This is a genomic window from Alkalilimnicola ehrlichii MLHE-1, assembly GCF_000014785.1.
GTDB lineage: Bacteria > Pseudomonadota > Gammaproteobacteria > Nitrococcales > Halorhodospiraceae > Alkalilimnicola > Alkalilimnicola ehrlichii.
Genome location: NC_008340.1, coordinates 1,161,759 through 1,181,045 on the forward strand (window position 1 = coordinate 1,161,759; position 19,287 = coordinate 1,181,045).

General features: G+C 68.1%; 11 protein-coding genes. 5 read left to right on the plus strand and 6 right to left on the minus strand.

Annotated features, from left to right (window positions below):
• The first annotated feature begins 93 nt into the window (after positions 1 to 93).
• Genes MLG_RS05240 through MLG_RS05250 form a run of 3 tightly spaced genes read left to right on the plus strand, consistent with a single transcriptional unit; the run spans position 94 to position 4,357 of the window.
• On the plus strand, positions 94 to 450 hold the full coding sequence (locus MLG_RS05240) for a YbaN family protein (protein ID WP_011628769.1): 357 nt from the start codon (positions 94 to 96) through the stop codon (positions 448 to 450).
• A gap of 40 nt (positions 451 to 490) precedes the next feature.
• Positions 491 to 2,659, plus strand: coding sequence for a tRNA(Met) cytidine acetyltransferase TmcA (locus tag MLG_RS05245; RefSeq protein WP_011628770.1), 2,169 nt, complete (start codon positions 491 to 493; stop codon positions 2,657 to 2,659).
• 30 nt (positions 2,660 to 2,689) lie between these two features.
• Positions 2,690 to 4,357, plus strand: a complete 1,668-nt coding sequence (locus MLG_RS05250) for a complex I subunit 5 family protein (RefSeq protein ID WP_011628771.1) — start codon at positions 2,690 to 2,692, stop codon at positions 4,355 to 4,357.
• Between the two features lie 16 nt (positions 4,358 to 4,373).
• On the opposite strand, the gene pap is transcribed toward MLG_RS05250, so the two are convergent.
• Positions 4,374 to 5,873, minus strand: a complete 1,500-nt coding sequence (gene pap, locus MLG_RS05255) for a polyphosphate:AMP phosphotransferase (RefSeq protein WP_011628772.1) — start codon at positions 5,871 to 5,873, stop codon at positions 4,374 to 4,376.
• A 670-nt stretch (positions 5,874 to 6,543) separates the two neighbouring features.
• Here pap and MLG_RS05260 point away from each other — a divergent pair.
• The gene (locus MLG_RS05260; RefSeq protein ID WP_011628773.1) at positions 6,544 to 9,288 is read left to right on the plus strand and encodes a cation-transporting P-type ATPase; all 2,745 of its coding nucleotides are present in this window, start codon (positions 6,544 to 6,546) and stop codon (positions 9,286 to 9,288) included.
• Positions 9,289 to 9,327: 39 nt separating this feature from the next.
• Here MLG_RS05260 and MLG_RS05265 read toward each other — a convergent pair whose 3' ends face one another.
• Complete coding sequence (locus MLG_RS05265; RefSeq protein ID WP_041717922.1) at positions 9,328 to 9,945, minus strand: DsbA family oxidoreductase; 618 nt, start codon at positions 9,943 to 9,945, stop codon at positions 9,328 to 9,330.
• Between the two features lie 143 nt (positions 9,946 to 10,088).
• Between MLG_RS05265 and MLG_RS05270 the strand changes: the two genes are divergently transcribed.
• Complete coding sequence (locus tag MLG_RS05270) at positions 10,089 to 11,729, plus strand: alpha/beta hydrolase (protein ID WP_011628775.1); 1,641 nt, start codon at positions 10,089 to 10,091, stop codon at positions 11,727 to 11,729.
• Positions 11,730 to 11,747: 18 nt separating this feature from the next.
• Here MLG_RS05270 and MLG_RS05275 read toward each other — a convergent pair whose 3' ends face one another.
• The 4 genes from MLG_RS05275 to MLG_RS05290 form a co-directional block, all read right to left on the minus strand.
• The gene (locus MLG_RS05275) at positions 11,748 to 13,676 is read right to left on the minus strand and encodes a sigma-54-dependent Fis family transcriptional regulator (protein WP_011628776.1); all 1,929 of its coding nucleotides are present in this window, start codon (positions 13,674 to 13,676) and stop codon (positions 11,748 to 11,750) included.
• Between the two features lie 382 nt (positions 13,677 to 14,058).
• Positions 14,059 to 14,565: an acetone carboxylase subunit gamma gene (locus MLG_RS05280; RefSeq protein WP_011628777.1), complete on the minus strand. Its 507-nt coding sequence runs from the start codon at positions 14,563 to 14,565 to the stop codon at positions 14,059 to 14,061.
• Between the two features lie 67 nt (positions 14,566 to 14,632).
• Positions 14,633 to 16,972 (minus strand): hydantoinase B/oxoprolinase family protein, encoded by a 2,340-nt coding sequence (locus MLG_RS05285; RefSeq protein ID WP_011628778.1) that lies wholly within the window; start codon positions 16,970 to 16,972, stop codon positions 14,633 to 14,635.
• A gap of 56 nt (positions 16,973 to 17,028) precedes the next feature.
• Positions 17,029 to 19,182: a hydantoinase/oxoprolinase family protein gene (locus MLG_RS05290; RefSeq protein ID WP_011628779.1), complete on the minus strand. Its 2,154-nt coding sequence runs from the start codon at positions 19,180 to 19,182 to the stop codon at positions 17,029 to 17,031.
• Positions 19,183 to 19,287 lie beyond the last annotated feature (105 nt).

Below are 19,287 nucleotides of genomic sequence, written 5' to 3' on the forward strand. Positions count from 1 at the left end.
GCTGCCACCCGGTCGTTTTCGGGGTAAACTGTATGTGGGACGCAGCTAATTGCATGCGCGGTGGGAACCGATCAGAGGTGAGGGCAGCGGACCATGGTGCTGTTCTGGCGAAGCCTGGGGATACTGTGCGTGGCCATCGGCAGTGTCGGTGTGGTGGTGCCGCTCCTGCCGACCACACCCTTCCTGCTGCTCGCCGCCTGGGCCTTCGCCAAGGGCTCGGAGCGTTGGCGGGCGTGGCTGCTCGACCATCCCCGGCTGGGCCCGTGCATTCGTGCCTGGCAGACCGAGCGCGCCATCCCCTACCGGGCCAAGGTGTTGGCCGTCGCCTCGCTGCTGCTGAGCCTGCTTATCGCGCTGTGGTTGGCACTGCCGCCGGTGGCGCTGGGCCTGCAGGCCACGGCGCTGGTGCTGGTCTCGGCCTTCATCCTCACCCGACCGACGGCCTGCTGAGCCGCGCCCCCTGCCGCGGTGAGCCGCGGAGGACGAGGGCGTGACGGGCCCGGAGCCATTGCTCGGGGTGGTCGACCGGCTGCTGGCCGCTGCCCGTGCCCGTGGCCACCGGCGATTGCTGGTGCTGGCCGGGACCGCGGTCTGGGGCCGTGCCGAGGCCCGCCGGGTCCTGCAACGCTGCGGTGCCGACGAACACCACCTGTGGGTGGGGGAGGGTGAGGGCGCCCGGGCCGCGGCGGAAGTCTGGCAGGAGCTGGGCCGGGAGTACCCGGCGCTGGTGTTTGACGCCCATTGCGGCTTCGATCCGGACGCCTTCGGGGCCGTGGCCGGCACGGTGCACGGTGGCGGCCTGCTGCTCCTGCTTACCCCACCGCTGGCGGATTGGCACCGGGCGCCGGATCCGGAGCGGGTGCGCCTGGCCGTCCACCCGCTGCGCCCGGAGCAGGTCCCCGGCCGTTACCTCTGGCGCCTGGCGCGGTTGCTGCGGGACAGCCCCGATGCCTGGGTGGTGGAGCAGGACGGCACGGCGGTGCCGGCCGCCCCGGACCGCCTGCCGCCGTCGCAATCCGCATCCGCGGTCGTCGGGCCCGCCGGGGGCGGGCCGCTCACCCCCGATCAGGCACAGGCCGTGGAGGCCCTGGTCCGTTCCGCATCCGGGCGCGGTCACCGGCGGCGGCCGGTGGTGCTGACCTCCGACCGCGGGCGGGGCAAGTCCTCCGCCCTGGGGCTGGCCGCCGCCCGCCTGCTGCGCCAGGGGCTGGCTGATATCCGGGTGACCGCGCCGGCGGCGGAGGCGGTGCAGCCGCTGCTGGAACATGCCGCCGCGGGGCTCCCCGGCAGTCGCCGTACCCGGACTGCGGTCGAGTGGCGGGGGCGGAGCCTGCGCTTCGCCGTGCCGCGTGCCCTGCTGGACAGCAGCGATACCCCCGACCTGGTGCTGGTGGACGAGGCGGCCGCCATCCCGACACCGGTGCTGGCGGCATTGCTGCGCCGCCACCCGCGCATGGCCTTCGCCACCACGGTCCATGGCTACGAGGGCACCGGTCGGGGGTTCGCCCTGCGCTTCAACGCGTTGCTCGACCGCGAGACCCGCGGCTGGCAGGCGGTGCGGTTGCAGACCCCGGTGCGCTGGTCGCCCGGCGATCCGGTGGAGGCGCTGGTGTTCCGGTTACTGCTGCTGGACGCCGAACCCGGGGAGGTGCCGCCGACGGCCTCCGGCGCCCCGCGCTGGGAGTGGTTGGTCCGCGACCGCCTGGCCGCCGACGAGCCGTTGCTCACCCAGGTGTTCGGGCTCCTGGTCCAGGCCCACTATCGCACCCGGCCACTGGACCTGCGCCACCTGCTGGACGGGCCCAATGTGCGGGTCGGGGCGTTATGGCTGGACGGGCGCCTGGTGGGAACGCTGATGGTGGCGGAGGAGGGGGGATTCGATGCCGCCTTCGCCGAGGCCGTCTGGCGGGGTCGGGCCCGTCCCATGGGCCATATGCTCCCGGAGACCCTGGCCGCCCATTGCGGTCTGCGTCAGGCGCCGGAGCGGCGCGGACTGCGGGTGGTACGCATTGCGGTCCATCCGGATGCCAGGCGCCGGGGGCTGGGACGGCGCCTGTTGTTGGAGGCCCTCGCCGACGCCCGGCGGCGGGGTCTGGACTACCTGGGCACGGCCTTCGGGACCACCGACGAGTTGCTGCGTTTCTGGCAATGCGAGGGGCTGGCCCCGGTGCGTGTCAGCCTGCGTCGCGGCGCGGCCAGCGGCGCCCATTCGGTGGTCATGCTCCGGGCGGTGAGTGCCGCCGGGGAGTCCCTGCTTGGCCGGGCCCGGGCCCGCTTTCTCGACGGCCTGCCCCACCTGTTGGCCGATCCGCTGCGCCGGCTGGAGCCGGCGCTGGCCGACCAACTGCTGCGCGCGCCGGATCAGGGTGCCGCCCCGCCCGTGGCGGATGACTGGGAGGACCTGCGGGCCTTCGCCGCCAGCGAGCGGATCTTCGAAGCCTGCCTGCCGGCGCTCCGCCGCTGGACGTTGTGGCTGCTGGCCGACCCGGAGCGAGCCGCGCGGCTGACCCCGGCGGAGCGCAATGCGCTCATCCTTCGCCTCCTGCAGCACCGGGACTGGGGTGAGACCGCCCGGGCCTTGTCATTGCCGGGCCGCCGCCAGGTGACCCGCCTGCTCCGTGAGGCAGTGGCGGGGCAGTTGCCGGAGCCGCTAGGCTAGGGGCCTGTCCCGCGGTTGGGTTCGCACACAATGCTGGTGATTCTGGTCCTGCTCTGGCCGCTGCTGCTGGCCGCCGCTCTGTTCACGGCGTGGCGGCCGAGCGCGTGGCGGTGGGCCCCATCGGCGCCGGTGCCGGCACTGCTGGCCGCCTTCTGGCCCGGCGGCCACTGGGAGGCCCCGTGGTTGTTGCTGGGCCTGCGCCTGGGGGTGGACCCGCTCGGCGCGCCGTTGCTGCTGCTGGCCGCGGTAGTGTGGCTGCTGGCCGCTCTCGCCGCGCGCCGCGCCATGGCCGGAGATGCCCATCGGGACCGCTTTCTGGCGCTGTTCCTGCTCACCATGGCCGGTAACCTGGGGGTGTTCATCGCCCTGGACGCGGCAGGCTTTTACCTGGCCTATGCGTTGATGACCTTCGCCGCCTACGGCTTGGTGATCCACGACGGCCGGGCGGTCTCGCGCCGGGCCGGGCGGGTCTATCTGGTGTTGGCGGTGCTGGGTGAGGGGCTGCTGGTGGCGGGCCTGCTGCTGATGGCCGCTGAGTTCGGCAACCCCGATCTGCGCGGGCTGGGCCCGATGCTGGCCGGGGCCGCCCACAAGGACTGGCTGGTGGTGCTGTTCCTGCTCGGCTTCGGGATCAAGATGGGTATGGTGCCGTTGCACCTCTGGCTGCCGTTGGCCCATCCCTGCGCGCCGGTCCCTGCCAGCGCCGTGCTCTCCGGGGTGATCGTCAAGGCCGGGCTGATGGGTTGGCTGCGGTTTCTGCCGCTTGGCCAGGGGGTGACCGACGCCGTCGCCCCGTGGGTGATGGCCATCGGCCTGTTTTCGGCCTTTTTCGCCGTGGTGGTGGGTCTGGCCCAGGAACGGGCCAAGACCGTGCTGGCCTATTCCACGGTCAGCCAGATGGGGCTGCTCACCCTGCTGATCGGTTTGGGATTGGCGCTGCCGGAGATCCAGTGGACCCTGGCCATGGGGGCGGTCGTGCTGATGGCGTTGCACCATGGACTGGCCAAGGGGGCGCTGTTCCTGGCCATGGGGGCGGACGCGCGGGCGCGGTTCTGGCTGATGCTTTGGCCGGCCGCCGCCCTGGCCGGACTGCCGTTGACCGCCGGGGCCCTGGGCAAGAAGGCGCTCAAGGATGCCGTCGATATGGCGCCCGGGGTCTGGGCGGAGCTGTTGCTGCCGCTGCTGGCGCTGAGCTCGCTGGCCACGACGCTGCTCATGCTGCGCCTGCTCTGGCTGGTCCGACCGCCGGGTGGTCCCTGGGGGGCGGAGCACAACGGCGCCGTGGGCGAGCCGGCGCGCGGCCGGGCCCCGGTGCTTGGCCTGGTACTGATCGGGGTGTTTCTGCCCTGGTTGTGGGCGGGGTGGCAGCTTCCCCAGGCGGCGGTGGCGGCCCTCGGGGTGACGGCACTCTGGGACAGCCTCTGGCCGGCACTGCTGGGGCTGGGGGCGGGGGGCGCCTGGTGGTATTGGGCGCCGCGCCGCTGGCAGGCCGTGCGCTTGCCGGAAGGGGACCTGGCCGCCCTGTTGCCCGCCGCGCCTTCGTTGCCCCAGCCGCCCGCCTGGCAACCGTTACTATCGGACAGCGGTGGCGGCAGCCGGCTGGTGTCCCGGATGGCGTCCGGGTTCAGTCAATTGGCGGTGGCCGGGGCGCTGTTCCTGGCCCTGGTGCTCCTGATGCTGCTGCTCCTGCTGCGCTGATCCGGTCGCACCCGGCTCAGCCGCCGCTCTCCATGGCTCCCTCAATGGCGGCACAGAGCCGCTTGATCACTTTGACCCGGGCGAAGCGTTTGTCATTGGCCTCGATCACGTGCCAGGGCGCGGCGGTGGTATCGGTGTAGCGCAGCATGTCGTTGATGGCGGCCTGGTAGTCGTCCCACCGCTCCCGGTTACGCCAGTCCTCCTCGGTCAGCTTGTGCGCCTTCCACGGTGTCTCCGCGCGCGCCTGGAAGCGGGCGAGCTGCTCGTCGGCGTCGATGGCGAGCCAGAACTTGGCGAGGATAATATTGCTCCTCAGGAGGTTCTGCTCAAAGTGGTTGATCTCGCCATAGGCGCGGCGCCAGTCGGTCCGCTCGGCGAAGCCCTCCACCCGTTCCACCAGGACGCGCCCGTACCAGGAGCGATCGAAGATGGTCATCCGGCCGTGCGAGGGCAGTTGCCGCCAGAAGCGCCAAATCCAGGGCTGCGCGCGCTCCTCGTCGGTGGGCGCCGCCACGCTGATCACCCGGTAGTGGCGGGCGTCCAGGGCGGCGGTGACCCGGTGGATGCTGCCGCCCTTGCCGGCGGCGTCGTGGCCCTCGAAGACCGCCACCACGGCGTAGTCGCGACGGAACACCGGATCCCGCACCAGTTGACTGAGCCGGTCCTGCCAGCGGGTCAGTTCTTCGTGGTAGGTGGTCTTGTCCAGGGTCTGGGTCAGGTCCAGCGCCTCCAGGGTCTGTGGATCGCGCGCGGGACGGCATTTGACCGGGGCGCGGGCGCTCTCCACCTCCTCCCGCCGACCCCTCAGCCGGTCCTGCATCCGGTCCAGGATGATGGCGGCGGTCTGCAGCGTTTGCCGCTCCGGGTGCCCGCCCTCCAGCACGTGCCAGGGGGCCCAGGCGCTGTCGGTGGCCTCCACCACCTGGTGGGCGGTCTCGTCGATGGCGTCAAACTGCTCGTGGCGTAGCCAGGACAACTCATTGACCCGCCAGCGGTTGACCGGGTCGGACTCCAGCTGGTGCAGGCGCTCGGCCTGCCGCTCGCGGGAGATTCGGTACCAGAACTTCAGGATCAGCGCGCCCTCGGCGGCCAGGGTCTTCTCGAACTCCCGGACCTCCTCCACCCGGGTCTCCAGGACCGCTGGGCCGATCAGACCCTGCACACGGTCGATCACCGCCTCGCCATACCAGCCGTTGACGTAGATCCCTATACGGCCGGCCGGCGGCAGGCTACGCCAGTACCGCCACATGGGCGGGCGGGCGCGTTCCTCGTCATTGGGCGGCCCGAAGGCATGGGTCTCCATGCCCCGGTTCTCCAGCCACTTGTTGAGCAGATTCACCGTCTCGCCGCGGCCGCTACCGACTTGGCCGGTGACCATGATCACCACGGGGATCTCGGCAGCCTCGGACAGGGCCAGCTGGCTGCGCAGCAGCTTCAGGCGCAGCTCCTGCAGCGTCTTTTTCCGCTCCTTTTTGTCCGCCTGACCCTCGATCAGGCGGTTGATGCGTTTTTGCACGGCGTCGCTCCCTGTCCGGTCGGTCCCCCCCCGGGGGGTACTGATGTCATCAGTCTGTCATCGCATCGGTACAATTCCAAAGGATTATTCCAGGGCGTACCCCCGTCGTGGCGAGGGCCGAAGGCGTTCCCCCCTCATTGCGAGGTTTGGAGTGCCGTGGCGATCCATACGCCGCTTGGACTGCCGCGCCCCCTGCGGGGGCTCGCAGTGACGGTGGGGGGCACTCCCCCGTCATCGCGAGCCCGACCCCCCGCTGCGCGGGCCCGAATCAACGAGGAACGGGGCACCCCCGTCATCGCGAGGGCCGAAGGCCCGTGGCGATCCAGGGCGGTAGACTGCCACGTCGGCTTCGCCTCCTCGCAGTGACGGTGGGGGGGTGGCCCTTCCCACAGTGACGGGGCAACACCCCCGTCATCGCGAGGAGCGAAGCGACGCGGCGATCCATAGCCCGCCCTGGACTGCCACGGCGGCTGTGCCTCCTCCTCGTGACGGTGGGTGGGCGCCTGCCCTGCGACGATGGCCTATTCAGCGCTCCCGTATGGCCGCCATAACCGGGATGTGATTGATCCAGCGGAAATGTTGCGCTGCACTTAAAACGAGTGAAGTTTGCGGTTATGCTGACCGCTGGGCGCGATCGCGTGGCGGCCCGGCCCCTCGGCAAGGAGTAATGATGGCGCAAGAAGAACAGCAGGACCCGCGGCAGGATTTCGAGGCAGCACAGGATACCGCCTGGCACAGTCTTGATATGAAAACCGCGCTCGAGCGGTTGCAATCCTCAGCGGACGGCCTGGATAGTGAGGAGGCCAAACGCCGGCTGGAGACCCACGGCCCCAACCGGCTGCGCCCGCCGGAGAAGGACGGGCCGCTCAAGCGCTTTCTGCTGCAGTTTCACAACGTCCTGATCTACATCCTGATCGTGGCCGCCATCGGTACCGCCTTCCTCCAGCACTGGGTGGACACCGGTGTCATCCTGGCCGTGGTGCTGATCAACGCCATCATTGGCTTTATCCAGGAGGGCAAGGCCGAGAAGGCCCTGGACGCCATCCGCGGCATGCTCTCGCCCAAGGCCATGGTCCTGCGCGACGGGCACCGGCAGACGGTGGATGCCGAGGAGCTGGTGCCCGGGGACATTGTGCTGTTGCAGGCCGGCGACCGGGTGCCGGCGGACCTGCGGTTGGTCGAGGCGCGCAACCTGCGCATCGATGAGGCGGTGCTCACCGGGGAGTCGGTGGCGGTGGACAAGGGGCTGGATCCCGTGGATGAGGCCAGCGAGTTGGGCGATCGCAGTTCCTTGGCCTTTTCCGGCACCCTGGTGGCCTTCGGCCGCGGGCTGGGGGTGGTTGCCGAGACCGGGGAACAGACCGAGATCGGCCGGGTGAGCACCATGCTCTCCGAGGTGGAGAGCACCACCACGCCGCTGCTGCGCCAGGTGGCGCAGTTTGGTCACTGGCTCAGTGTGGCCATTGTGGCCGTGGCTGTGGCCACCTTCCTGTTCGGGTACCTGGTGCGCGATTACGCCGCCATGGATATGTTCCTGGCGGCGGTCAGTCTGGCAGTGGCGGCCATCCCCGAGGGGCTGCCCGCGATCATGACCATCACCCTGGCCATTGGCGTGCAGCGGATGGCCCGGCGCAACGCCATCATCCGGCGCCTGCCGGCGGTGGAGACGCTGGGTTCGGTGACGGTGATCTGCTCGGACAAGACCGGCACCCTTACCCGTAATGAGATGACCGTTCAGGAGGTGGTGACCGCCGACCGCCAGTACCAGGTCACCGGCGTGGGCTACGAGCCGCACGGCGACTTCGAGCTGGACGGCCGGGATGTGGAGCCCGACGACAGCCAGCCGGTGCTCTGCGAGATCCTCCAGGCGGTGATGCTTTGCAATGAGGCGCAGGTCTACGAAAAGGACGGCCGCTGGCGGATGGAGGGTGATCCCACCGAGGGGGCGCTGATCACCGCCGCCCTCAAGGCGGGGATGGACGCCCGGCAGCTGGCAGGGCGGATGCCCCGCACCGATGTGATCCCCTTCGAGTCGTCCTACAAGTTTATGGTCACCCTGCACCACGACCATGAAGGCAACGGCTACATCATCATGAAGGGGGCGCCGGAGCGGGTGCTGGCCGTTTGCGCCGAGCAGCGCACCGCCGACGGCGACCAGCCGCTGGACCCGGACTGGTGGCAGGCGCGAATGGATGAGGTGGCGGAGCGCGGTCAGCGGCTGCTCGCCGTGGCCACCAAGCGGGTCCCGGCCGACAAGCGGGATCTGACCTTTGATGACGTGGAGGATGGGCTCGTCCTCCTCGGGGTGATGGGCATCATCGATCCGGCCCGCGAGGAGGCCATCGCTGCGGTCGGCGAGTGCCACAGTGCCGGTATCCAGGTGCGTATGATCACCGGGGACCACTCCCTCACCGCCCGCGCCATCGGCAAGCAGCTCGGGATCGGCGATGGTGAGCACGCCCTGGCCGGCCACGAGATCCAGGAGATGGACGACACCACGCTCCAGGAGCGGGCGCGGGATGTGGAGGTCTTCGCGCGGACCACGCCCGAGCACAAGCTGCGCCTGGTCAAGGTCCTGCAGGCGGACAACCAGGTGGTGGCGATGACCGGTGATGGCGTGAACGATGCCCCGGCGCTGAAGCGGGCCGATGTGGGGATCGCCATGGGCGTGAAGGGCACGGAGGCGGCCAAGGAGGCCTCCGAGATGGTGCTGGCGGACGATAATTTCGCCTCCATCGCCCATGCGGTGGAGGAGGGCCGGACGGTCTATGACAACCTGAAAAAGGCCATCCTGTTTATCCTGCCCACCAACGGCGGGCAGGCCTTCACCATCGTCTCCGCGATTATGCTGGGTCTGGCGCTGCCGCTGGAGCCGGTACAGGCCTTGTGGGTGAATATGGTCACGGCGGTGACCCTGGCCCTGGCCCTCGCCTTTGAGCCGCCGGAGCCGGGGCTGATGGAGCGCCGGCCCAGGGAGCCGGGGCGGCCGCTGCTGTCGGGCTTCTTGATCTGGCGGGTGCTGTTCGTCTCGGCGCTGCTGGTGGTGGGCACCTTCGGTCACTATTTCTGGATGATCGAATGGGAAGGCGCCAGCCAGGAGCTGGCGCGCACCGCCGCCATCAACACCCTGGTGGTGGGGCAGATGTTTTACCTCATCAACAGCCGGTACATCCTCGAGTCGGTGCTCAACATCCGCGGGTTGCTGGGCAGCCGCCCGGTGCTGATTGCGATCGCGCTGCTGCTGGTCCTGCAGATGCTCTTCACTTATTCGGGGCCGTTCCAGTTCCTGTTCAGCACCGAAGGGATCGGCTGGGATGAGTGGTCGCGGATCCTGATCTTCGGGCTGGCCCTGTTCTTCATTGTCGAGGCCGAGAAGGCGGTGCTGCGGCCGAGGCTGGACCCGACCCGGGCCTGATCGGGCCCGGGGCCTGCGCCCTGCACGCCGTCGCGGGGTTCAGGGGTGATCGCACTCCGCCACCACGGTGGACAGGGCCTCCAGCAGCACATCGGTGGTCTCGGCCCCGATGATCTCGATGCGGCCGTCCATCAGGTAGAAGGGGACCGCCCTGACGTTGAGCTCACGGGCGTGCGCCAGGTCGGCGGTCAGGCCGGCGGTACCGCCGTCCCCGGCCAGGGTCTCACGGATCAGCTCCCGGGGCATCCCGGCCTCGGCGCCGGCCATCTCCAATACCTGGTGATTGGACAGGTCACCCCCCTCGACAAAACCGGCGTGAAACAGGGCGTCGGCCACCCGTAAGGGGTCCAGACCCTGTTCGCGGGCCACCTGAACCAGCCGGTGGGCGTCGTAGGCGTCCACCAGCGGCGGGGGGTGGCGGGCCAGTGGCAGTGCGTCGGTGTGCGCCTGGTCGAGAAAATCGCGGTCCAGCTCCTGCGAGCGCGGGGGCAGGGGCGGGCGATGGCGAGAGCGCGCAGGAAACAGCTCCAATGACCGCCATATAATGCGTACCGGCGGACCGTCCGGCAGTTGCGCCAGGGCGCGCTCCAGCCTGTGTTTGCCCAGGTAGCACCAAGGGCAGACCAGATCCGAAAACAGCTCGATGTCGACACTCATAAGCCCGACTCGGCAGCTGGGTGAATCTCCCAGTATCCTCCCCGTATCGCTGGATGTCATCCCCCGCGTGCGGAGGGCAGTTCCGGTTGCAGCCTGGGGGTGTAACGGCGATCCTGAGAATGGGCAGTGACTGAGGGGGTTGAATGCGTCGAGTCACCCGAATCTTCGGGCAGTTCTCCACGGCGGGGCTGCTGTTGGGCACCCTGTTTTTCGCCTTCTCGCTGACCCCGAGCCTGTTGCCCCGGCCTTTCCTGGTGCAGGGTGTCATCTCCGGGCTGTCGTTCGCCGCAGGGTATGCCCTGGGCTTCGCCGGCCAGTGGCTGTGGGCCTATTTGGAATTGCCCGCCCCCCGCGCCCGCCTGGGCAGTGCCGTGAAACTGCTCGCGACCCTGGCCTGCGTGGTGATCGCGGGCCATTTCCTGGCCCGGGCCTCGGAGTGGCAGAACTCCGTGCGGACCCTGATGGGGGTGGAGCCTGTGAGCGGGATCCGGGCCTACAGCATCGCGTTGATTGCCCTAGCGGTCTTCGCCCTGTTGTTGCTGCTGGCACGCCTTTTCCGTCACACCTTCCTGCTGCTCTCGGCGCGGCTGCAGCGCCATGTGCCCCGCCGGGTGTCGCACGTGGCCGGGATCGGCGCCGCGCTGCTGCTGTTCTGGTCGGTCATCGACGGGGTGATCTTCACCCTGGGCCTGCGCGCCGCCGATAACTCCTACCAACAAGTGGATGCCTTGATCCAGGATGACTTGGATCCGCCGGAGGACCCGATGCGTACCGGCAGCGCCGCCTCCCTCATCACCTGGGAGGAGTTGGGCAGCCGCGGGCGCCGGTTCGTCAGCAGCGGGCCGACAGCGGAGGACCTGCGCTGGTTTCACGGCGAACCGGTGCCGGAGCCCATTCGGGTCTATGTGGGGTTGAACGCGGCGGAGACCCCGGAGGCCCGGGCCGAGCTGGCCCTGGAGGAGCTCAAGCGGGTGGGTGGTTTCGACCGCTCGGTGTTGCTGATCGCAACCCCCACCGGGCGGGGTTGGGTGGACCCGGCCGCCCAGGAACCGGCCGAGTACCTGCACCGTGGCGATATCGCGACGGTGACCGCGCAGTACTCCTACCTGCCCAGCCCCTTGTCGTTGCTGGTGGAGGGTGACTACGGGGTGGAGACCGCCCGCGCCCTGTTTCAGGCCGTGTACGGGCATTGGAGCCGCCTACCGGAGGACGAGCGGCCCCGCCTCTATCTCCACGGTCTGAGCCTGGGGGCGCTGAATTCCGATCGCTCCTTCGATGTCTACGACATCATTCAGGATCCGTTCGACGGGGCGCTCTGGAGCGGTCCCCCCTTTCGCAGCGAGACCTGGCGTACCGTCACCCGCGGCCGGGACGCCGGATCACCGGCCTGGTTGCCCCGGTTCCGTGACGGCTCGGTGGTCCGATTCATGAACCAGTACGAGGGCCTGGAGGATCAGGGTGATGAGTGGGGGCCCTTCCGGATCGCCTTCCTGCAGTATGCCAGCGACCCGGTGACGTTCTTTGATCCCGCCGTGCTCTATCGTGAACCGGAATGGATGCGGGAGCCGCGTGGCCCGGATGTCTCCACCGAACTGCGCTGGTACCCGGTCGTCACGATGTTGCAGCTGCTGGCCGATATTGCGGTGGGAGGGGCACCCCGGGGGCATGGCCATGAGATCGCCGCCGAACACTATGTCGATGCCTGGGTGGCGCTGACCGAGCCGGAGGGCTGGTCTGAGTCGGAGCTGGACCGGCTGCGCGGCCGGTCCCGGCCGGAGGAGTGAACGGCGCCGGGCGGCCTGTCACGGCGCTGTGCGTCGGCGCCGGGGGATGGGGATGTGCTGTTCCTGGATGCGGCAGTAGAGCGTGGAGCGGGCGATGCCCAATTGCCGGGCAGCCCGGGAGACATTGCCCTCACACCGGCGCAGGGCCTGCTCGATGGCGGCCCGCTCCACCGTGGCTAGTTGCAGATTGCCGTCCTCGCCGGGCGTGGGGGCTGGGGCGGGGGTGAGGATCTCTTCCGGCAACGCCTCCACGTCGATCGTGGCGGCGTCAGTCAGAGCGGCAGTGGTGGTGATAGCATTGCGCAGTTGGCGCACATTCCCGGGCCAGTGGTAGCGCAGCAGGGCGTCCATGGCCTCCGCGGACAGTGACTGGGGCGTTCGCCCACTGCGGGTGGCCTGTTGCCGCAGGTAGTACTCCGCCAGCAGGGCGATATCGTCTCCGCGTTCCCGCAGCGGGGGGATGCGCAGGCGCAGGGCGGCGATCCGGTAGAAAAGATCCTGACGGAAGCGTCCGGACTCGATCTCCTCCGGCAGATTGCGGTTGGTCATGGACAGCAGCCGGGCCCGGACCCGTCGGGGCTGGTGGCTGCCGATGCGATAGACGACCCCATCCTCCAGGATGCGCAACAGGGTGGGTTGCAGGTCCAGCGGCATCTCGCTGACCTCGTCCAGGCAAAGGGTGCCGCCGTCGGCGGCCTCCAGTTTTCCGGGCCGGCCCTCCTGACTGGCGCCGGTGAAGGCCCCGCCCACGTAACCAAACATTTCGCCGCCGATCAGGTCCTTGGGAAGCGCCCCGCAATTGACCGGGATAAAGGGCCCGGTCAGCATGCTCAGGGCGTGGATGCCCTGTGCGAAGAGCTCTTTGCCGACCCCGGTCTCGCCCTCGATCAGGATCGGGGCGTCGGTGGCCGCGAGTCGGCGGGCCTTATCGCAGGCGGCGCGCATGGCCGGGCTGTCCCCGATCAGGGTGTCCAGCGAGAAGCCGTCCGACGGGTGCTCGCCCATGTCCCGATTACGCGGCCGGATGCCGGTCCGACCCTGACGCGGTGCCAGGATAACCCCCAGGTGCTCGCCATCCACGGTCACCGGTTCAATGTCCGCGGTGGGCAGCTGGGCGTGGAGCTTGTCCAGCCATTCTTCCGCAGGGGTGTCCCGCAGTAGCGGGATGGTGTTCTCGAAAAACAGGTTACGGGAGGCGCGGCTGATCTGGCGTCGCACCTGTTCGTTGCCATGCACGATGACGCCGCTGCGACTGACCACCAGGACGTCGCGGTGCTTCCAGCGCCGTCCCATCCCCAGAAACCGGTCTATCAGCCGCCGGTGGTCGGCCTCGGTGGCCTGTATCAGCCCACCCTCAATCTGGCGGGCCACTGCCACCACGTAGGCCAGGCTTTGTGGGTTAAAGCTCTCCGCGGGTCCGGAGAGGTCCACGACACCGAGAATGCGCCGGGTCGTTGGGCTGAACACCGGCGCGGCGGCGCAAGTCCAGCGCTGTACCCGGCAGCAATAGTGTTCGTAGCCATGGATCTGGACCGGTTGCTGGCTGGCCAGCGCGGTGCCGATGGCGTTCGTGCCGATGTGGCCCTCGTCCCACAACCCGCCCCGGCACAGGCCGATGTCCTGGCCATGTTCGATCACCCGCCGGTCGCCGACGGTCTCCAGGACGGTGCCATGGGCGTTGCTCAACATGACCATGGCCCGGGCCTCGCTGAGAAACCGGCGCCCCTGTTCCAGTGCCGGGCGTGCCGCCGTCAGGAAGGGGCCGCTTTGCTGCCGGACGCGCAGGAACTCGCCATCGCTGAGCGCTTGGGTCTGGGAGCGGTCCACCGGTACGTTGTTGTCCAGGGAGCGCTGCCAGGAGGCGAGGACTTCGTCACGCACCCCTGTCGGCGTTTCCCCCTGACTGAGGAAGCTCTCCCAGGCCTGATAAATGCGGCGATCCTGCATGTCGTCTCCTCCGGTGCGGGTGGCCGTCGGGCCGGGTGCAGGGCCCCGATCCGTCGCAACCCACGGCGCGGTGCCGGCGTGTGCGCACGAGGGGAAGTGGCCCGGAGCCGGCGCCGTTTGGCGGCGCCTGGGCTGCGGTATGGCAGCGGGGACGTTGTACGTGGTTCGGCGGGTTGGGCACGACGCCCCTGCCTTTGATTATGGGTGTTGTTGCGCCACCGACACGATGTTGGCGTATTGTCTTCTTTATAGCAGTCATCGTGCCGGGCTGCAGCGCTGTCATGAGTGAGAATGCTGCGCTTTGGAAAACCAGGTGCGTGGCTCAGACCCCTGGACATGGCCGGACGGCGCGCCGCCCGGCCATGTCATGCACAAGGCGGTATCAGCCCTCGGCGCGTTCGGGCACCTCGAGGCCGAGCCAGTCCCGATAGAACGTCTCGATATCCGGTTCGAAGTCATGGATCACCGGGTACCAGGCGGTCGGTGCCTCCACGTCCAACAGGTCACCGCTGAGTGGACAGTAGTACTCACGGATGGTCTGCCAGCCGGACGAGGGTGCCATCAGCTCCGGGTAGATCTCGTCGAGGGCCTCCTGGCTCTCCCGTACATAGATCAGGGCGTGCAGCTTCCAGTTCTCACGGTAGTCGCAGAACACGTGGCCGGCCTCGGATTTGATCACCCAGCGATGGGTGTCCTGCTCCTGGACGATGTAGAGCTTGGGGCCCAAGGGCAGGATGATGCGGTCGTCCCAGGGCACCCGTTCCTGCAGGATGCTGATATAGGTCTCGAAACGATCCTCGTCCTTGGGGCTCGAGAGCATCTTGTGCAGGGTGTCTGGGTCGATGGTGCCGTCGATGAGATCGGCGATCTTGGTACGTTCGTAAGACATGGGTGTACTCCGTTTATGTTGTCCGCAAAGGCAGGGAGCCCGGTGGCCGTGACCACCGAGCCGCAGCCTATTCCTCTTCCACCAGTTTCACGGTGCGCACATCGGGCAGTTCAGACAGGTCCATGTGGTAGTGCGAGCCGTAATGGGGGATGCCCAGCTCCTCCTCGTGCAATTCCCAGTGCTCGGGCAGGTTCCAGAAGGCCTTGAAGTGGGCCAGGAAGCGCGGGCTGAGTTTGAAGGAGGAGGCGAACATCTGTTGCACTTGGGTGCTGGCCTCCTTTTTGAGGATGCGCGCGCGCTCCTGCTTCATCCATTCCATCGTCGGCATCGCCCGGTCCAGCCGCTCCTTGCGTATCGCCTGGCGGCGGGCCTCGGTGGCTTTGCTGTCCACCCGCGGGCCGTCGTCGGTCTCCTGGGTCACTACACCGTAGATCCTCTCGGCGAAGCGGGGCAGGATGTGTCCCTCCGCCAGGTCGTGGGCCACCATGACGGGGTCACGCTCCAGCGGGTCGCCGAAGCCCGGGCCGCCCTTCATGGTGTTGAGGTAGAGGTCATAGTCCTTGTACATGGCCTCGGTGGTGATGGCCTGCTTGTCCCGCTTGACCCGGGCGTCCGGGATCAGCTTCTCGTAGGCGTTCTCCCCCGGGTCCACGTCGCCGCCGAGGGGAATGGGCTTTCCGGCCTCGATCAGCTCCTTGATGCCGGTGTCGTGGGCGGTGAAGCGGTAGCCGGATGCAGCCGGGAAGCCGCCCATCAGGCCCCAGTCGGAGCTGATGTGGCCGTTGCCCATGAAGAACATGGTCCAGTCCTTGGCGTTCCAGACCATGCGCAGGCTCTCCCAGCCGCTGCCGCCACGGTACTTGCCGGAGCCGCCGGAACTGGCCTTGATCTGCCGGCCCAGGTAGACCAGGGGCTCGGCCAGCTCCCAGATCTCCATATCGCCCATGTCGCCCTCGGGGTTCCAGATCGCCGCCGCGTGGCTGATGCCGTCGCCGAAGGCCGAGGCGCCGACGCCGTTGGCGGCGCACTCGAAGCTGTTGACCGCGTGGATCTCGTCGTACTGGTTGAACCCCCCGCCCTGCAGCCAGTTGGAGGTGTTAGCGTTGCCGGCGTTGACCTCCTCAAGGTAGCCACGCCCGAAATAGGATCGGCTCAAGCCCCGCCACAGGGCGGTCCAGCTGGAGACCAGGAAGTGCCAGGAGTAGGAGAAGGCCACCCTGCGGTCGTCCGGATTCATCCACGTGCCCTTGGGCAGCCGGAACTCGGTGCCGTAGGCGGCGCCGTCGTTGATCATCTCGGTGGGTATGAGCGTCTGGGTCATCATTACCCAGATGCCGGAGGTGAAACTCACCTGGTGGGCATTGTAGGTATGCCAGCCCCACCGGGTGGCGCCCTCGAAGTCCAGTTTCCAGGTGCCATCCCCGCGGATCTCGATCTCCGATGGGGTGTGCATAATGGTGTCCACCTTGGCGAAATCGGAGGGCACCCGCACATCCTCGTGCTTGTAAGGGACATCCACGAAGCCGACCTGGCGGTACTTGCCGGGGATGGTCATGGCCTTGATGCGGGCCTGCAGACCGCGCCGGCCGTGCTCCACGGACTCGTAGCAGAACTGCCAGTAGGCATCGATGCCCTCATCGCGGATCAGCTCCTCGACCATGTCGCGGATCATGTGGCAGCCGGCCACCCGGGTGCGTTCGTCCAGCATCCAGTAACGGGTGGTGCGGACCATGCGCTGGCTCTCGTGCAGCCAGTCGCGGAACAGGGTGTCGTTGGCGCCGATTTTGCGGCAGGTGACCGAGTAGCCGTCGCCGAAGCGCTGGATCTGCCCGGTGGCCATGGAGCCGGGGCCCACCGCACCGGTGTCGATGACGTGGGTGACACCCCCCACCCAGCCCACCAGCTTGCCCTCCCAGAAGATGGGCACGATGGTGTGGATGTCGCAGGGGTGAACGTTGCCGATCAGCGAGTCGTTGTTGCAGAAGATGTCCTTGTCCTGGACGCCGGGGTTGTGCTCCCAGTCGTTCTCGATCATGTACTTGATCGCCGCGCCCATGGTGCCCACGTGGATGATGATCCCCGTGGAGGTCACGATGGCGTCGCCGGCGGCGTTGTAGAGGGTGAAGCAGAGTTCGCCCTCCTGCTCGACAATGGGTGAGGCGGCGATCCGTTTGGCGGTCTCGCGGGCGTCCACCACCCCGGCGCGCAGCCGTGAGAACATCTTGTTGTAGCGAATCGGCTCCTCGTCGCGCAGGGCCAGGCTCTGTAGACCGGCGTAGTGGCCGGTGCCCCGGGTCGCGTCCAGTACGCGGTCGCGGTGTTGTTTCAGGCTCTCACCGCCGCGGACGATGCCGGTGGTCTGTTCGCCGCCCCCGGCATATTGGGGTTCGATACGTTCGTAGGACATGGTGATCTCTCCGGATTGGGTCTGCCTATCGGGTTTCGGGTCACAGGGGCTGTGGCCTACAACTCTTTGAGGTGGAACAGCCGGTGCTCGTCCAGCCAGGTGCGGAAGCCGGTGGGCACGACGAAGGTGGTGGCATCGGACTCGATGATCGCCGGTCCCTCGATCTCATTGCCCGGCAGCAGCGACTCCATGTGATAGAGCTGGGCCTCGACCCAACGGCGCTTGTGGTAGAACCGGCGGGTACCGAGACGGGCCTTGGGCGCTGGGGTCTTATCGGCCAGTGGTTCCCTGGGGATGCGGGGTTTCGGGATGGGCACCGAGCCGCGCATGATGGCGCCGGTGACCGAATAGCCCAGCTCGGGTGAGCGGGCGGACTCGGCGTAGACCCGGCCGTAGGTCTGGTTGAAGGCCTCCTCCAGTTGCAGCCAGTCCTCCTCGGAGTCGGCCGAGGCGATCGGTGAATCGATCTCCAGGTCGTTAAGCTGGCCGCGATACTGCATACGGTAGGCCGGCTGCAGGCGCACCTGCTCGGGGCCGTAACCGTTCACCCGGAACTCCTCCAGGACGTTCTCGGTCAACTCGGCCCACGCGGCCTGCAGCGTTTTGGCCGCGGCCTCGCGCTCGGACGGGGATGCGTGTTGGTCCAGGTTGATATCCAGGCTCTTGTCATAGCGGTACTCAAAGTCCGCCGCCGCGCAGCCGAAGGCGGAGAACCCGGCCGCCCAGGCGGGGACGATCACGTCCTCGAAGCCCAGGCCCTCGGTGTAGCCGTAGGTGTGCACCGGCCCGGCGCCGCCGTAGGAGAAGCAGACGAAGCTGCGCGGGTCGTAACCCTTGGCGGAGATCATGGAACGGATGTAGTCGTGCAGCTCCGAGTCCAGCAGTTCGATCACCCCGGCGGCCGCGTCCTCCACCGACAGGCCCAGAGGGTCTGCGATCTGCGCCTTGATGGCGTCGTGGGCCCGCTGCGGCTCCAGTTTGATCGCCCCACCCAGGAAGTTGTCGGGGTTCAGGTAGCCCAACACCATGTGGCAATCGGTGATGGAGACGGTCTCGATGCCGCTGTCCGCCCAGCAGACCCCGACCCGGTAGCCGGCGGAGTCCGGGCCCAGCTTGATGGCGCGGGTGTAGGGGTCCAGCCGTACGAAGCTGCCGGCCCCGGCCCCCACCGAGTCCATGGCCACCAGCGGTAAGGACAGCACCAGCCGGGCCATGTCCGGATCGGTGCGGATGGTCAGCTCGTTCTGGGTGATCAGGGCAACGTCGAAGGAGGTGCCGCCGATATCGGAGCAGGCGATGTTCTTGTAGCCCAGGGTTTCCCCCAGGTACTTGGCCCCGATCACCCCGCCGATGGGGCCGGAAACGATGGTGCGTGCCAGCTCCTTGGCCTTCCAGGAGATGGTGCCGCCATGGGTGGCCATGACCCGGAAGTCAAACTGGGTCCCCTTCTCCTGGAACGATGTCGAGATCTTCTTAAGGGTCTCGCGCGAGGGCTCGGCCGCGTAGGCCTCCAGGATGGTGGTGTTGGTGCGATGGGACTCCTTGCGCACCGGGTAATAGTCCACTGAGGCGAAGACCTGGATGGTCTTGCCGGCGCGGGCCACCTCCTCAAGTACGATGTCGCGTACACGGCGCTCGTGCTCCGGGTTCTTGTAGGAATGGAGCAGGCTGATGACGATGCCGTCCACGTTACTGGCGATGACCTCGCGTGCGGCCTGGCGGGCGCTCTCCTCGCGCAGCGGGATCACCACATTGCCGAACATATCCACCCGTTCGACCACGCCACGGGTGCGTTGCCGGGGCACCAGTGGCTCGTCGTAGTAGTGGGTGTTCAGATGGATCCGGTCCTCGTAGGCGAAGCCTAGGTAGGCCTGGATGGCCCGGCCCATGCGGTGGAAATCCTCCATGCCCTGGTTGACGATCAGCCCACAGCGCAGTCCCTTGCGCTGGACCACCCGGTTGAGCAGGGCGGTCCCGGAGTACACGCCGGTCTGTAGCTGGGGCAGGGCCTGCTCCAGGGGGATGTCCCAGAGGGCGAGGGCATCCTCGCTGGAGTAGAGCAGTCCGACGGATTCGTCGTCCGGTGTGCTCTGGGCCTTGCCGACCACGAACTCACCCTGGCCATCCACAAAGAAGGTGTCGGTCATGGTGCCGCCGGCATCGATGCCCAGCACCTGCACATCTCTTGGTGTTGGTTGAACAGCGCTCACGGTTGTCTCCTCCTGATGGTTGTAATGACGCCCCGGGGGACGCGCAGGAGGAGGCGCAAACGCTGTGCCAGCTGCAGGCAGAGGGGTGCGGCTGCTGTTAAATCA

What these genes read in the sequence shown, in the direction of transcription:
- MLG_RS05240 (WP_011628769.1), top strand. Translation starts at nt 94, where the DNA reads ATGGTGCTGTTCTGGCGAAGCCTGGGGATACTGTGCGTGGCCATCGGC.
- MLG_RS05250 (WP_011628771.1), top strand. Translation starts at nt 2,690, where the DNA reads ATGCTGGTGATTCTGGTCCTGCTCTGGCCGCTGCTGCTGGCCGCCGCT.
- MLG_RS05260 (WP_011628773.1), top strand. Translation starts at nt 6,544, where the DNA reads ATGGCGCAAGAAGAACAGCAGGACCCGCGGCAGGATTTCGAGGCAGCA.
- MLG_RS05265 (WP_041717922.1), bottom strand. Translation starts at nt 9,945, where the DNA reads ATGAGTGTCGACATCGAGCTGTTTTCGGATCTGGTCTGCCCTTGGTGC.
- MLG_RS05270 (WP_011628775.1), top strand. Translation starts at nt 10,089, where the DNA reads ATGCGTCGAGTCACCCGAATCTTCGGGCAGTTCTCCACGGCGGGGCTG.
- MLG_RS05275 (WP_011628776.1), bottom strand. Translation starts at nt 13,676, where the DNA reads ATGCAGGATCGCCGCATTTATCAGGCCTGGGAGAGCTTCCTCAGTCAG.
- MLG_RS05280 (WP_011628777.1), bottom strand. Translation starts at nt 14,565, where the DNA reads ATGTCTTACGAACGTACCAAGATCGCCGATCTCATCGACGGCACCATC.
- MLG_RS05285 (WP_011628778.1), bottom strand. Translation starts at nt 16,972, where the DNA reads ATGTCCTACGAACGTATCGAACCCCAATATGCCGGGGGCGGCGAACAG.